Annotated in this window: 12 protein-coding genes; 6 read left to right on the top strand and 6 right to left on the bottom strand. The window is 77.1% G+C overall.

Features of this window, described 5'->3' with window-relative positions; genetic code table 11:
- Positions 1-303: universal stress protein (locus tag HLV61_RS10275; RefSeq protein ID WP_369254964.1), on the bottom strand; the 303-nt coding region annotated here is incomplete at its 3' end.
- A 142-nt stretch (positions 304-445) separates the two neighbouring features.
- Positions 446-1660 (bottom strand): AI-2E family transporter, encoded by a 1215-nt coding sequence (locus HLV61_RS10270; protein WP_369254962.1) that lies wholly within the window; start codon positions 1658-1660, stop codon positions 446-448.
- Between the two features lie 222 nt (positions 1661-1882).
- On the opposite strand from HLV61_RS10270, the gene HLV61_RS10265 reads away from it, so the two are divergent.
- Positions 1883-2434, top strand: a complete 552-nt coding sequence (locus HLV61_RS10265) for an Rv1733c family protein (protein ID WP_369254960.1) — start codon at positions 1883-1885, stop codon at positions 2432-2434.
- Between the two features lie 288 nt (positions 2435-2722).
- On the opposite strand, the gene serA is transcribed toward HLV61_RS10265, so the two are convergent.
- Complete coding sequence (gene serA, locus HLV61_RS10260; RefSeq protein WP_369254958.1) at positions 2723-3931, bottom strand: phosphoglycerate dehydrogenase; 1209 nt, start codon at positions 3929-3931, stop codon at positions 2723-2725.
- Between the two features lie 118 nt (positions 3932-4049).
- Positions 4050-5054, bottom strand: coding sequence for a site-specific integrase (locus tag HLV61_RS10255; RefSeq protein ID WP_369254956.1), 1005 nt, complete (start codon positions 5052-5054; stop codon positions 4050-4052).
- A gap of 104 nt (positions 5055-5158) precedes the next feature.
- Here HLV61_RS10255 and HLV61_RS10250 point away from each other — a divergent pair, with 104 nt between their 5' ends.
- Positions 5159-6403, top strand: coding sequence for a hypothetical protein (locus HLV61_RS10250; RefSeq protein WP_369254954.1), 1245 nt, complete (start codon positions 5159-5161; stop codon positions 6401-6403).
- 6 nt (positions 6404-6409) lie between these two features.
- On the opposite strand, the gene HLV61_RS10245 is transcribed toward HLV61_RS10250, so the two are convergent.
- The gene (locus tag HLV61_RS10245; RefSeq protein ID WP_369254951.1) at positions 6410-7165 is read right to left on the bottom strand and encodes an HpcH/HpaI aldolase family protein; all 756 of its coding nucleotides are present in this window, start codon (positions 7163-7165) and stop codon (positions 6410-6412) included.
- A gap of 101 nt (positions 7166-7266) precedes the next feature.
- Here HLV61_RS10245 and HLV61_RS10240 point away from each other — a divergent pair, with 101 nt between their 5' ends.
- The 4 genes from HLV61_RS10240 to HLV61_RS10225 all read left to right on the top strand — a co-directional run bounded on the left by HLV61_RS10240 (position 7267) and on the right by HLV61_RS10225 (position 12394).
- Positions 7267-8688 carry an MFS transporter gene (locus tag HLV61_RS10240; protein WP_369254949.1) on the top strand — a complete coding sequence of 474 codons (1422 nt, stop codon included), beginning with the start codon at positions 7267-7269 and terminating at the stop codon, positions 8686-8688.
- A gap of 35 nt (positions 8689-8723) precedes the next feature.
- The gene (locus HLV61_RS10235; RefSeq protein WP_369254947.1) at positions 8724-9581 is read left to right on the top strand and encodes an alpha/beta fold hydrolase; all 858 of its coding nucleotides are present in this window, start codon (positions 8724-8726) and stop codon (positions 9579-9581) included.
- A gap of 35 nt (positions 9582-9616) precedes the next feature.
- Positions 9617-10936 carry an alpha-amylase family protein gene (locus tag HLV61_RS10230; RefSeq protein WP_369254945.1) on the top strand — a complete coding sequence of 440 codons (1320 nt, stop codon included), beginning with the start codon at positions 9617-9619 and terminating at the stop codon, positions 10934-10936.
- Positions 10937-11035: 99 nt separating this feature from the next.
- Positions 11036-12394, top strand: a complete 1359-nt coding sequence (locus HLV61_RS10225) for a cytochrome P450 (RefSeq protein ID WP_369254943.1) — start codon at positions 11036-11038, stop codon at positions 12392-12394.
- Positions 12395-12400: 6 nt separating this feature from the next.
- Here the strand turns inward: HLV61_RS10225 and HLV61_RS10220 are convergent, their stop codons facing one another.
- Positions 12401-12640 (bottom strand): hypothetical protein, encoded by a 240-nt coding sequence (locus tag HLV61_RS10220; protein ID WP_369254941.1) that lies wholly within the window; start codon positions 12638-12640, stop codon positions 12401-12403.
- Between the last annotated feature and the right edge of the window lie 100 nt (positions 12641-12740).

Here is a 12740-nt window from a genome sequence, read left to right as displayed (position 1 = left end):
CATCGCCTCGGACATCGCCTCGGACATCGCCTCGGACATCGCCTCGGACATCGCCTCGGTGACGACCCCGCGCAGCCGGACCTCGGTGTCCGACCGGACCGCCTCGAGGCGGGAGGTGTCCAGCAGGGACGGCCCGACCCAGTACGGGTCCACCGGGACGGCGCTGACCACCTCCACCTCGGCACCCGTGCGGCCCGCGGCCGTCAACGCCCAGACGAGGGCGGCCCGGCCACCGGGCGACCCGTCGACCCCCACGACGATCCGGCCGCCGCCCGGCTCCCCGGTCCCCTCGTCGATCCCCACGGCAACCCGTCCCCTCGTCGACGTCCGGTTCCCCCCCAGGGTCGGCCGGACCGGTCGCCGGGGACGCCGACCGACGTCACGGGTCGGGCAGGACCTTGGTCCCGTGCACTCCCGGCGACGCGCCGGTGCGCGACCACGAGGGTCAGCGCGGACGCCGGGGTGTCACCCACCAGCGCCGGCGCGCGCCGGGGCCGCGCACGGGCGGGACCCCGTTCGTGACCGGCTCGTAGCGCCGCCCGTAGGTCTCCACCACCGCCTGGATCGCGGCGACGACCGGGATGGCGACCAGCGCGCCCATCGGGCCGAAGAGCTTCACCCCGACGATCACCGAGCCCAGGGCGACCGCGGGGTGGATGTGCACCGTGCGGGCGGTGACCGCCGGTCCCACCAGGTAGTTCTCCACCTGCTGGTACACGATGCCGAAGACCACCACCCACACGGCGTCCGACGGCTGGCCGGCGAGGGCGACGACCGCCGGCAGGCCGATCGCGAGGTAGGTGCCCACGGTGGGGATGAACTGCGACACCAGCCCGGTCCACAGCGCGAGCGGGGCCCAGTACGGCACTCCCAGGACCAGGAGGAAGACCGCCGTGACGAAGGCGCTGAGCAGCGCGAGGAGCAACCGGGAGAACACGTAGCCGCCGGTCTTCTCCACCGCGATGTCCCAGACGGTGGCGATGACCTGCTGCTGCCGGGGTGGGAAGCGGCGGGAGACGGTGTCGCGCAGCGCGGGCGCCTGGGCGGACATGTAGTAGGCGAACAGCAGGAACGTGAAGGTCTGGAACACCGCCCCGATCACCGACGTCACGATCCCCACGACGCCCGGCGTCAGGTCCTGCACGACCTGCTGGATCCGGTCGGGCGTGAGCCGCAGCGAGTCGACGACGTCGTCGGGCTGCAGTCGCGTGCCGAACGTCCGGTTGGCGCCGTCCACCACGCTGGTGACGACGTCGGGCAGGGAGGTGACGAGGCCGGCGAGCTGGTCGACCAGCAGGGTGCCGAACGCGGCGACCAGACCGGCTCCGAGGAGCACCACGGCCAGCATGACCACGCCGGTGGCGGCGCCGCGCCGCAACCCCCGCCGGGTGAGCAGGTGCACGCCCGGCTCGATGCTGATCGAGAACATCCAGGCCAGGAACACCAGGCCGAGGAAGCTCCGCAGGTGGGTGAACGCCCAGGCCGCCACCTGGTAGGTGGCGGCGGCGAGGGCCACCCACAGGACGACACGGCGCAGCCAGGGTGGCTCTGCACGCCACCAGCCGGGAACGCCGTCGCCGCCGGCCGATCCGGTCAGGGACGCGGCGACGGCCCCGGCCTCCCGTCGGGCCGGCCCGTCGGGCACGTCACTCGCCGCCACGTCGGCACGGTAGAGCCGCGACGGTCCCCGGGCACGTGTCAGAGGTCCGCGAGATCAGGAAGAGGGCCACCCGGACCCCTCACCGGGACCTCGGCGTCGCTCGATCCGCGGGACCTCGGTCGCACTCCCCCGGGACCGCGGACCCGGGTCACGGGCGCCGCCACGGACGAGACTGGGGACCACGTGCCGTCCCGAGGAGCGCCGCACCAGGAGCTTCCCGCCATGACCTGCTCCCGCGTCCCCGCCCGCTGCACCGACCGGCTGGAGCTGGCGTCCTGGCTCGCCTGCGTGCTGCTGGCGGTGGCCGTCGTGCCGCTGGCCCTGGCGGTCGCGAGCGTCGTCGCGTCGGACGCAGGCGCGGAGGCCGCGCGCCAGGCCGCCGAGCGGCAGCAGGTGCCGGCGGTCCTGGTGGAGGACGCCGAGATCGGGAGCGGGACGTCGTCGCAGCATGCCAGGGCGGTGGCGTCGTGGACGTCCCCCGACGGGACCGGGCACGAGGACACCGTCCCGGTGCCGGCGGGGGCGGGCGCCGGGGAGGCCGTGCTGGTGTGGATCGGTCCCGACGGGAGCCCCGCCGGACCGCCGCTGGGCCGCGGCGACGTCGTCGTCGTGACCGTCACCGCCGGCGCACTCACCCTGCTGCTCGGGCTGTCCACGGCAGCCGCGGTGCACGCGGGGGTCTGCACGCTGCTCGACCGGGCGCGGGACCGGGCGTGGACCCGGGAGTGGGCCGCGGTCGAGCCGCTGTGGGCGGCCCGCTTCCGCCTGCGCTGAGCCCGGCGCCGCCCCCCGGACGCCGCTCCTCGACGACGCCGCTGAGGCCCGGGCCGGCGTCTCCCGGCCGAGACAGGACGCCGGTGCACCTGCTCCGGCCGGACCTCGACGGGACCTCGCGGACGGTCGCCGCCGGTCCCCGGGCCCCGGTCCTGGACGGGCGGGTGCGGCGGTGCCGGTCATCGGTCCTCCCGGATCGGCGTCGACGCCGACCGTGACACGGGGGGATCGTCCGCAGCCCGGGCCGGAGGTCCGCCCCCGGGACCTCCGGCCCGGGCGCGCGAGCGGTCAGCGGGCCCGGCGGGCGAAGACCGTCAGGCGGACGGCCTCGGGGAGTGCCTCCAGCGCCGCCAGCAGGTCCTCGGGCAGCGGGCCGCTGACGTCGGTGACGGCGTAGCCGAGCTCGCCGCGGGTGGCCAGCACCTGGCCGTCGACGTTGAGCCCGTGCTCGCCGACCAGCGCGTCGACGCGCGCGAGCACCCCGGGCACGTTGCGGTGCAGCAGCGCGAACCGCGCCACCGACGACCCGTGCAGCGCCACGGTGGGCAGGTTGACGCTCAGGTTCGTCGTCCCGGTGCCGGTGTAGTCGACGAGCTTGCCGGCGACGAACCGCCCGATGTCGTGCTGCGCCTCCTGCGTCGAGCCTCCGATGTGCGGCGTGAGGATGACGTTGGGGAGGCCGCGCAGCACCGAGGTGAACGGGTCGCCCTGCTCGCGCGGCTCCTCGGGGAAGACGTCGACTGCGGCACCGGCGATGTGGCCGCTGAGCACGTGGTCGCGCAGCGCCTCGTGGTCGACGACGAAGCCGCGCGAGAGGTTGAGGAACAGGCTGCGCCGGCGCATCCGCGCGAACTGCTCCGCACCGAACAGCCCGGCGTTGCCCGCGCGCCCGTCGACGTGCAGCGTCACCGTCTCCGACCGCTCGAGCAGCTCCTCGAGGCTGCCGCACGGCTGCGCGTTGCCGAGCGCGAGCTTCTCCTCGAGGTCGTAGAACAGCACCCGCATGCCCAGCGCCTCCGCGAGCACGGACAGCTGGCTGCCGATGTTGCCGTAGCCGACGATGCCGAGGGTCCGCCCGCGGACCTCGTGGCTGCCGGCCGCGGACTTGTCCCAGGAGCCCGCGTGCAGCGCGCGGTCGCGGTCGACCAGCCGCCGGGCCAGGCAGATGATCTCCGCCAGCGCCATCTCCACCACGCTGCGGGTGTTCGAGTACGGCGCGTTGAACACCGCCACCCCTGCGCCCGCGGCCGTGGCGAGGTCGATCTGGTTGGTGCCGATGCAGAAGGCGCCGATCGCCGCGAGACCCGGGCGGGCGCGCAGCACCTCCGCGGTCACCTGCGTCTTCGACCGGATGCCGAGCACGTCGACGCCGTCGAGCGCGGCGGTCAGGTCGGCCTCGTCCAGCGCCCCGCGCTGCGACTCGACCTCGAAGCCGGCCGCGCCGAGGAGCTCGGCGGCCACCGGGTCGATGTTCTCCAGCAGCAGGGCTCTGGGCACGGCCTGGGACCTCCTCGGGCGCGGGGTCACCGGCGGACTCCGTCGCGACGAGTATCCCGTCGCCGCCCGGAGCGCCCGGTCGGCGGGGGTCACCCCGGAGGGCGGCGTCCCCGGGAGCTCAGAGGCCGAGGGAGCCGGAGGCGGGGTCGGCCCACCGGCTGGAGGCGTCGTAGGAGCGGACCACGAGGGACCGCCACCGGCCGGTCCGGCTGATCTCCTTCTCGGGCACCCCCTGGGCGTAGGCCGTGGTGGCGAAGCCGCGGCGCAACGAGTGCGGGGACAACCCCTCCGGAGAGACCCCGGCCCGCTCGGCGGCACGCCGCAGGACGAGGTCGACGCTGCGGGTGGTCAGCGGCGCCGCCCCGAGCCGCGGGGGGCTCCCCTTCCCCACCGACCGGAACAGCGGCCCCGCGGTGACGCCCTGCCCGGCCAGCGCGGCGCGCCACGCCCGCACCGCGCGCACCGGGCAGGTGGTCTCGCGGACCCCCTCGGCGAGGGCGAGGGTCTCCCCGGCGCCCTCCTGGTCGGTCTTGGAGTACCGGAGCAGGACGTCGAGGCCCCCGTGCCCGGCCGGGACGACGTCCTCGATCCGCAACCCGCACAGGTCCGACGCCCGCAGGCCCAGGGCGAAGCCGACCAGGATCAGACAGCGGTCGCGCGCGCCCGCGAGGGTGTCCGGGAGGTCCTCGACGAGGGCACGGACGGTGGCGGTGTCCACCGCCCGGGCCCGCCGCGGCAGGTACCCGCTGCGGACGGCGGTCCGGCGGATCCCGGTGAGGGTGCGCCGGACGCCCTCGCTGTCCCCCGGGGGCGGGAGCCCTCTGCTCCGGTGGGCGTCGTTGAGGGCGGAGAGCCGGCGGGCGACGTAGCGCGGGCTGTGCCCGTCGTCGGCCATCGCGGCGAGCCAGGCCGCCACGGAGAGCGGATCGGCCGGCAGCTCTGCCGGCAGCGAGCGGCTCCGGCACCAGGTGGCCCAGGCGGCGAGGTCGCGCGCGTAGGCCTGCCGCGTCGAGTCGGCGAGCGACGCGTCCACGTACGCGCCGACCGAGGTGAGGTCCCCCGGCAGCAGGAGCCCGTCGTCCGCCACCACGGGTGCTGCGGGCTCGCTCCGGTCCTCGTCCATCGCTTCGCAGAATAGGTGCTTCCCGGAAGTGATGCCGCTGTCCCTGGGCGGTCGGCATGCACGGATGGATGCAAGGCCCGTGCATCCGTCTATCGTCGTGCAGCATGACCGCAGGGAACGGGACCGACGCCGACAGCCGGTGCGCCTATCCCGGCTGCCCGGCCCCGCCACGGCCCCGCGTCCCCGGCCGCAGCGGGCCGGCACCCAGGTTCTGCGACCGGGCGGACCACAACCCGGAGACCGCGCGTACGGCCCGGGCGCGAGCGGCCGCCCGGACGTCGACCCGCCTCGCCGCCAGCGCGACCGCGCTGGGCGAGGACCTGCCTCCGGAGGGTCGGGTGCGCCACCTGGTGGGCCGGTGGGCGGCGGCGACCCTCGAGGCCGCGCAGGCCGCCGAGGCGCAGGCGGCCCTCCTGACCGCCGCCGCCGAGGCGCTCGGGCAGTACCAGGACGAGGCCACCGTGGAGGCCCGGCTGGCGCAGGCGCGGGCCGACGTCGACGCCGCGCACGCCGCACGGCTGCGCGCCGAGGAGCAGGTCCGCCGGGCCGGGCAGCTGCAGGCGGAGGCCGAGGAGGGACGACGCGCCGCCGAGCGGGAGGCCGACGAGCGTCGACAGGCCGCCGAACGGGACGCCGAGGTGGCCCGGACCGCCGCCGAGGACGCGGTCGCCGCGGCCCGCACGGACGCCGACCGCCGGATCGGCCTCGCGGACGACGCCCGTCAGGCGGCCGAGAGCGCGCGCGAGCAGGCGGAGGCCGCGCGGGACCGGGCCGAGGAGGAGCGCGCCGCCGCCCGGCGGCAGGCCGACGACGCCGAGCTGTCCCGACGGGCGGCCCAGTGGGAGGCCGAGGGAGCGCGGCAGGCCGCGGAGGACGCCCGCGCCGAGGCCGCCCGCGAGCACGACGCGCTGGTCGAGGCCCGGGCACGGTGGAGCGTCACCGAGGCCACCCTCACCGACACCCTGCAGGCCCGGGCGCAGCAGCGCGACGAGGCGGTCGCCGCCCGGGACGAGGCGCTCGCCGCCGCGGCCGGCGCGCGCGAGCGGACCCGCGACGCCGGGCGGGAGCGGGACGAGGCACGCCGCGCCGAGCAGGAGGCCCGGACCCTCGCGCGGGAGGCGGCCGCCCGGGCGACAGCGGCCGAGCAGGACCTCCGGAACGCGCTCACCGAGGCCGCGGGGGCCGCCCGGCGCGCTGAGGAGGCGCACCGCCGGGCCACCGACGCCGAGGCCGGGACCCGGCGGGCCGAGGACCGGATCGGCGAGCTCACCGCCGAGGTCGCGAGCCTCCGGGCGCAGGTCCAGCACCTCCGGGCGCCGGTCGACGACGGCGGCCCGGCCGCCTCCTGAGCCGCCTCAGGCGATGTCCCGCTCCGGGCCGGTGACCGCCCCGCGGGCGACGGCGAGGTGCTGCGACGTCGCCCGGGCCAGGACCGCGACGTCGACCGCGACCGTGACGATCGTGGCGCCCTCTGCGGCGAACCCGGCGGCCTCCTCGCCGCTGTAGGCGTGCACGCCCACCGGCATCCCCGCGGCTGCGGCCCGCGCGACGATCGAGGACAGCACGCCGCGCAGCTCCGCCCGGTGCTCCTCCCCGGTCAGCCCGAGCGACAGTGACAGGTCCCCCGGCCCGACGTACACCCCGTCCAGCCCCTCGACGGCGAGGACGGCGTCGAGGTCGTCGAGCGCGCTGGCCGCCTCGACCATCAGGACCACCAGCGGCCGCTCGGCCCCGCCGGACAGCCGCCCGATCGACCGCCCGCCGGCCGGGGCGTACCGGGTGGCGGCGACCACCTCGCGGGCGTGCGCGGCGTCGCGCACGTTGGGCACGACCACGCCGCGGGCGCCGAGGTCCAGCGGCCGGCCGACGTCGGCGAAGGCGGGGCTGCGGGTCCGCACCAGGGGCACCGAGCCCGCCGCCGTGATCGCCGCGGCGGTCGCCGGCAGGTCGGCCTCGGCGGTCGCGCCGTGCTGCAGGTCGACGACGACGAAGTCGGCGCCGGTCCGGGCCAGCACCTCGCCGGTCACCGCACCGGGCAGCAGGCTCCACAGGCCGTGCCGCGCCTCCCCCGCCGCCCACGCGCGCCGCAGGTCGTCCTCGCTGGTCGCCATGCCGGTCCCCTTCCCTCGGGAGGCGATCCTGCTCAGACGCTCCTCGGCCCGCGACCGGGACCACTCGTTGCCCCCCGCAACGAGCTGGGACCCTGGAGGCCATGACGGTCCCTCCCCCACCGCGGGCCCTGGTCCCGGTCCTGGTCTTCGTGGGCACGGTCGTCGCCGTCATCAGCAGCCTCGGGGCACCGCTGGTGCCGGCCGTCGCGGCCACGCTGGACGCCTCGCTGCCCGACGCCCAGTGGTCGCTCACCGCCACGCTGCTCGTCGGCGCCGTCGCCACGCCCGTCGTCGGCCGGCTCGGCGACGGGCCGCACCGGCGCCGCGTGGTCCTCGCCGTGCTGGGCGTGGTCACGCTCGGCGGCGTGCTGGCGGCCCTCCCGCTGGGCCTGGGCTGGCTGGTGGCCGGCCGCGCCCTGCAGGGGGTGGGTCTGGGCCTCACCCCGCTGGCCATCGCCACGGCCCGTGAGGCCCTGGCCGGGCAGCGCGCGCGGTCCACCATCGCCGCGCTGTCGGTCACCGTCGCCGCGGGCGTCGGGCTGGGCTATCCGCTGGCCGGCCTGGTGGCCGAGCTCGGGGGCGTGCGGGCCGCCTTCTGGGCGGGGGCCGCCGTGAGCCTGGCCGCGCTGGTGGCCTCGGCCGCGGTCCTCCCCCCGGCGACGACGACCGCCCGCCCCCGGCTGGACGTCGTCGGCGCGCTGCTGCTCGGCGCGGGGCTGGCCGGGCTGCTGGTCGCCCTCGGCGAGGCCGGGACGTGGGGCTGGTCGTCGCCGGCGCTGTGGGGCCTGCTCGCCGGCGCGGCCGCGGCGCTGGCCTGCTGGGCGGTGTGGGAGTGGCGGACGCCGTCGCCGCTGGTCGACCTGCGGCTGGCCCGCGGACGGGTCGCCCTGACCGCGCACGTCGCCGCCCTGCTGGTCGGCCTGACGAACTACCTGCTGCTGGCCACGGTGCCGGTGCTGGCCCAGAGCCCGGTGGCCGACGGCGCGGGCTTCGGCGTCTCGGTCGTGGTGGCCGGCCTGGTGCTGCTGCCGTTCTCGGCCGCGACCGTGCTCGCCGGCCGGTGGGCCCGGCTCGCGGCCGACCGCGGCGGCCAGCACCTGGTGCTGCCGGTCGCCGCCCTCGTGCAGTGCGCCGCCTTCGTCCTCTTCGGGCTGGCCCGCACGGACCTGTGGCTGCTCTTCGTGGTCACGGGCGTCGCCGGGCTCGGGGTCGGCGCCTCGTTCGCGGCGTTCCCGGCGCTCGTCGTCTCCGCCGTCCCGCCGTCGGAGACCGGCAGCGCCACCAGCCTCAACCAGGTCCTGCGCTACGTCGGGTTCTCCCTCGGCAGCACGCTGACCGCGACCGTCCTCGCCGCCGCCACGCCGGAGGGCGGCGTGCCGGCTGCGAGCGGGTACACGGCGATCGCCGTCGTCGGCGGGGCGGTCTGCGTGCTCACCGCGGTGGTCGCCCGGCTCGGCCTGCCCCGACGCCCGCCGGTGGACGCGCCCGCCCCCGCGGTGGCCGCCGGCACGGGCACCGGATGATCGCCGGGCCACCCGCCCCTCCCGAGGAGACGCCGATGTCCGCACCCGCCTGGTTCGAGGCCGCCCTCGCCGACGCCCCGGAGCACCGGGACGTGGAGGTCGAGGGCACGCCGGTCCACTACCGCGTGTGGGGCGAGCCCGGCCGGCCCGGCCTGGTGTTGGTCCACGGCGGCGCCGCGCACTCGGGCTGGTGGGACCACGTCGCACCGCAGCTGCACTCGCACCGGGTGGTGGCCCTCGACCTCAGCGGGCACGGCGACAGCGGCCGGCGCCCGTCCTACGACATGGACACCTGGGCACGCGAGGTCGTGGCGGTGGCGGCCGCCGAGGACCTCGGAGCGCCGGTGGTCATCGGCCACAGCATGGGCGGCTGGGTGGCACTGACCGTCGGGGTGGCGCACCCGGGCGCGGTGGCCGCCGTCGCCGTCATCGACTCCCCGCTGGTCTCCCGGCCGCCGGAGGAGGAGCGCCTGCGGCAGCGGCGGCGTCCCACCCGGACGTACGCCACCCTCGAGGAGGCCGTCGAGCGCTTCCGCACGCTCCCTCCCCAGGACGTGCTGCTCCCCTACGTCCGCGAGCACGTCGCGCGCGGCTCGCTGCGCCGCGAGGGCGAGGGCTGGACCTGGAAGTTCGACCCGCGACTGTGGGGGCCGCCGGCGCTGCTGGCCGAGCTGCTCCCGCGGCTGACCTGCCCGGCCGCGCTGTTCCGCTGCGAGAAGGGACTGGTCAGCCGGGAGATGGCCGAGGAGATGGCCTCCCTCGTCACCGGCGGCCTGCCGGTCGTCGACCTCCCCGACGCCGGCCACCACCCGGTCTTCGACCGGCCGCTGGCCCTCGTCACGGGGATCCGCACCCTGCTCGCGTTCTGGCCGGGCGACGGCGGGGCACGGTGACGGCGGCCAGGACCACCGGACACGGGGGGAGCGACGTGCAGGACTGGGTCTCCGACGCGATCTGGTGGCAGGTGCACCCGCTGTCCTTCACCGGTGCCGAGCGCACCGCCCTGCCGGCCGGGGAGGTGCGCCACCGGCTGCCGCACCTGCAGCGCTGGCTGGACCACCTGCTCGCCCTCGGCTGCAACGGCCTCGCGCTCGGGCCGGTGTCCGCCAGCGGCACGCACGGCTACGACACCGTCGACCACTTCCGGATCGACCCGCGGCTGGGCGACGACGGCGACTTCGACGCACTGGTCGCCGCGGCCCACGACCGCGGCATCCGGGTGCTGCTCGACGGCGTGTTCAACCACGTGGGCCGCGACCACCCCGCCTTCCGCGCCGTCGTCGAGCAGGGCCCGGACGCCCCGACGGCGGACTGGTTCCGGCTGTCCTGGCCGGAGGGGTGGACGGCGGGCACCGCGCCGGGCGCCGACGTCTTCGAGGGCCACGACCTGCTCGTCGAGCTCGACCACTCCTCCAGCGCCGTCGCCGACCTGGTCACCCGGGTGATGACGCACTGGCTCCACCGCGGCGCCGACGGCTGGCGCCTGGACGCCGCCTACGCCGTCCCGCCGTCGTTCTGGGCGCGGGTTCTCCCCGCCGTGCGGGCGGCCCACCCCGACGCGTACGTCGTCGGCGAGGTCATCCACGGCGACTACCCCCGGACCGTGGCCGAGGGCGGCCTGGACGCCGTCACCCAGTACGAGCTGTGGCAGGCCGTCTGGCACGGCATCGCCGAGCGGAACCTCTTCGAGCTGGCCTGGTCGCTGCAGCGGCACGGGGAGTTCCTGCGGTCCTTCGTGCCGTGGACCTTCGTGGGCAACCACGACGTCACCCGGATCGCCAGCGCGGTCGGCGACCCGCGGCACCTGCCGCACGCCCTGGTGGTGCTCCTCACCGTCGGCGGGACGCCGGCCGTGTGGTCCGGCGACGAGCACGCGTTCACCGGCGTCAAGGAGCACCGCGCCGGGGGCGACGACGCGGTCCGGCCGCCCTTCCCCCCGGACCCGACCGGGCTGTCCTCCCTCGGCGCGCCGACGTTCGCGCTGCACCAGGAGCTGATCGGGCTGCGCCGGCGGCACCGCTGGCTGCACACCGCCGCCCCCGAGCAGGTGCACGTGGCCAACGAGCAGCTGGTCTACTCGGTGGCCGGCGAGGGGCAGCGGCTGCTCGTGGCGCTCAACCTGGCCGACACGGCCGCCCGCGTGCCGGCCGCCGGCGCCGGCGCCGTGCTGGCCGGCTCGGCCACCGGCGGCCGCGGCGGCGTCGAGCTCCCCCCGCACGGCTGGGCGGTCCTCGAGGGCGGCGTCTGACCGTCGGTGACCCGGGCCACAGCGGGTGAGAAGGTGGCCGGGACCGGGAGGCGCCCGGAGGAACGGGGAGACGCGGACGTGCGCGACGGGGACGGAGTCATGCGCAGTGCGGCCCGGTGGGCCGCGACGCACGGGGTGATGCGGCTGGCGATCCGGGCGCGGGCCCGCGGCGGCAACCCCGACGCGCAGGTCCTGCGCGACGCCGCCGTGCGCGAGGACCCGTTCGCGCACTACGAGCGACTGCGCACCCCGGCCCCGTTCGTGGGCGGGGCGTTCTCCAAGGTCAGCGTCCACCACGACGTGTGCACCGAGGTCCTGCGCAGCGCCGACTTCGGACAGATCGCGGGGTCGCGCACCGACGGCCTGCCGCCGGTGCTGCAGACCGTGCTGCGGCTGGCCGGGCCGCGGCGCAGCGTCGGGCCGATCGACCCGCCGTCGATGCTGGCCGTCGACCCGCCCGAGCACACCCGCTACCGGAAGCTGGTCAGCCGCGCCTTCAGCGCCCGCGCCGTCGCCGGGCTGCGCGAGCGCACCCGCGAGATCGCCGACGGCCTGCTCGACGACCTCGAACGGGAGGCCGCCGCCGGCGACGGGCGGACCGACCTCGTGGCCCGGTACGCCAGCCTGCTGCCGGTCACCGTCATCTCCGAGGTGCTCGGCGTCCCGGTCGCGATGCGCGAGCAGTTCCTGGCGTGGGGCGACGCGGCCTCGCCCAGCCTGGACATGGGCCTGGACTGGCGCACCTTCCGCGCCGTCGAGCGCAGCCTCGGCGAGCTCGACACCTGGTTCCGCGGGCACGTGCAGCGGCTGCGCCGCGACCCCGGCGACGACCTGCTGTCCGCGCTGGCGGGCATGCTCGACGACGACGGCAGCGGGCTCACCGAGCAGGAACTGCTGGCCACCGCCCTGCTCGTCTTCGGCGCCGGGTTCGAGACGACGGTCAACCTCATCGGCAACGGCGCCGAGCGGCTCTTCGCCTCCCCCGACCAGCGCCGGCTGCTCGCCGCGGACCCCTCGCTGTGGCCCAACGCCGTGGACGAGGTGCTGCGCGTGGAGTCGCCGGTGCAGCGGACGGGTCGGCGGGCGCGCCGCGACACCACGGTCGCCGGCGTGCCGGTGGAGGAGGGCGACCTGGTGATCCTCGTGCTGGCCGCGGCCAACCGCGACCCGCGCGTCTTCGACCGCCCGCACGAGTTCGACGTCACGCGGGCCGAGGCCCGGGACCACCTCGCCTTCTCCAGCGGCATCCACTTCTGCCTGGGCGCCGCGCTCGCCCGCATGGAGGGCGAGGTCGCGCTGCAGGCGCTGTTCGAGCGCTTCCCCGACCTCGCCCCGGCCGGGCCCGCGCGGCGCCGCGGGACGATCATCCTGCGCGGCCACTCCTCGATGCCGGTCACGCTGGGCCGGGCGGCACCGGCGCTGCCGTCCCCGCCGGACCGCCCGCAGGTGCCCGCCTGAACCGTCTCAGCGCCCGTCCACGGGCGGACCGGCCTCGCGGAGGTCGGTGACGGCCAGGACGTGGGACGTCGGGTAGACCTCGATCCCGGCGTCCCCGGTCGGCGCCGTCGTCACCGTCAGCCAGCCGGCCGGCCCGAACCGGACGATCCGCTCGGGCAGCTCGAGCTGCCGCGACGGGTCCGCCGGGTCCTGCACCACGACCCGCGCGCGGTAGAGGTGGCGGTCGTTGACCGTGGTGATGTCCATCGGGTCAGCGTCCTCCGGTGCGGCCTGCGGGGGTGGCGCGACGTCACCGCCGTCCCCGCACGGGTGAGGTACCGCCGCGATGCGGTCACGGGCGGGGACG

It is taken from the genome of Geodermatophilus amargosae, from assembly GCF_041028265.1.
Lineage (GTDB): Bacteria > Actinomycetota > Actinomycetes > Mycobacteriales > Geodermatophilaceae > Geodermatophilus > Geodermatophilus amargosae_A.
This window is presented reverse-complemented; position numbering and strand designations above follow the sequence as displayed.

What these genes read in the sequence shown, in the direction of transcription:
- HLV61_RS10265 (WP_369254960.1), top strand. Translation starts at nt 1,883, where the DNA reads ATGACCTGCTCCCGCGTCCCCGCCCGCTGCACCGACCGGCTGGAGCTG.
- HLV61_RS10255 (WP_369254956.1), bottom strand. Translation starts at nt 5,054, where the DNA reads ATGGACGAGGACCGGAGCGAGCCCGCAGCACCCGTGGTGGCGGACGAC.
- HLV61_RS10250 (WP_369254954.1), top strand. Translation starts at nt 5,159, where the DNA reads ATGACCGCAGGGAACGGGACCGACGCCGACAGCCGGTGCGCCTATCCC.
- HLV61_RS10245 (WP_369254951.1), bottom strand. Translation starts at nt 7,165, where the DNA reads ATGGCGACCAGCGAGGACGACCTGCGGCGCGCGTGGGCGGCGGGGGAG.
- HLV61_RS10240 (WP_369254949.1), top strand. Translation starts at nt 7,267, where the DNA reads ATGACGGTCCCTCCCCCACCGCGGGCCCTGGTCCCGGTCCTGGTCTTC.
- HLV61_RS10235 (WP_369254947.1), top strand. Translation starts at nt 8,724, where the DNA reads ATGTCCGCACCCGCCTGGTTCGAGGCCGCCCTCGCCGACGCCCCGGAG.
- HLV61_RS10225 (WP_369254943.1), top strand. Translation starts at nt 11,036, where the DNA reads ATGCGCAGTGCGGCCCGGTGGGCCGCGACGCACGGGGTGATGCGGCTG.
- HLV61_RS10220 (WP_369254941.1), bottom strand. Translation starts at nt 12,640, where the DNA reads ATGGACATCACCACGGTCAACGACCGCCACCTCTACCGCGCGCGGGTC.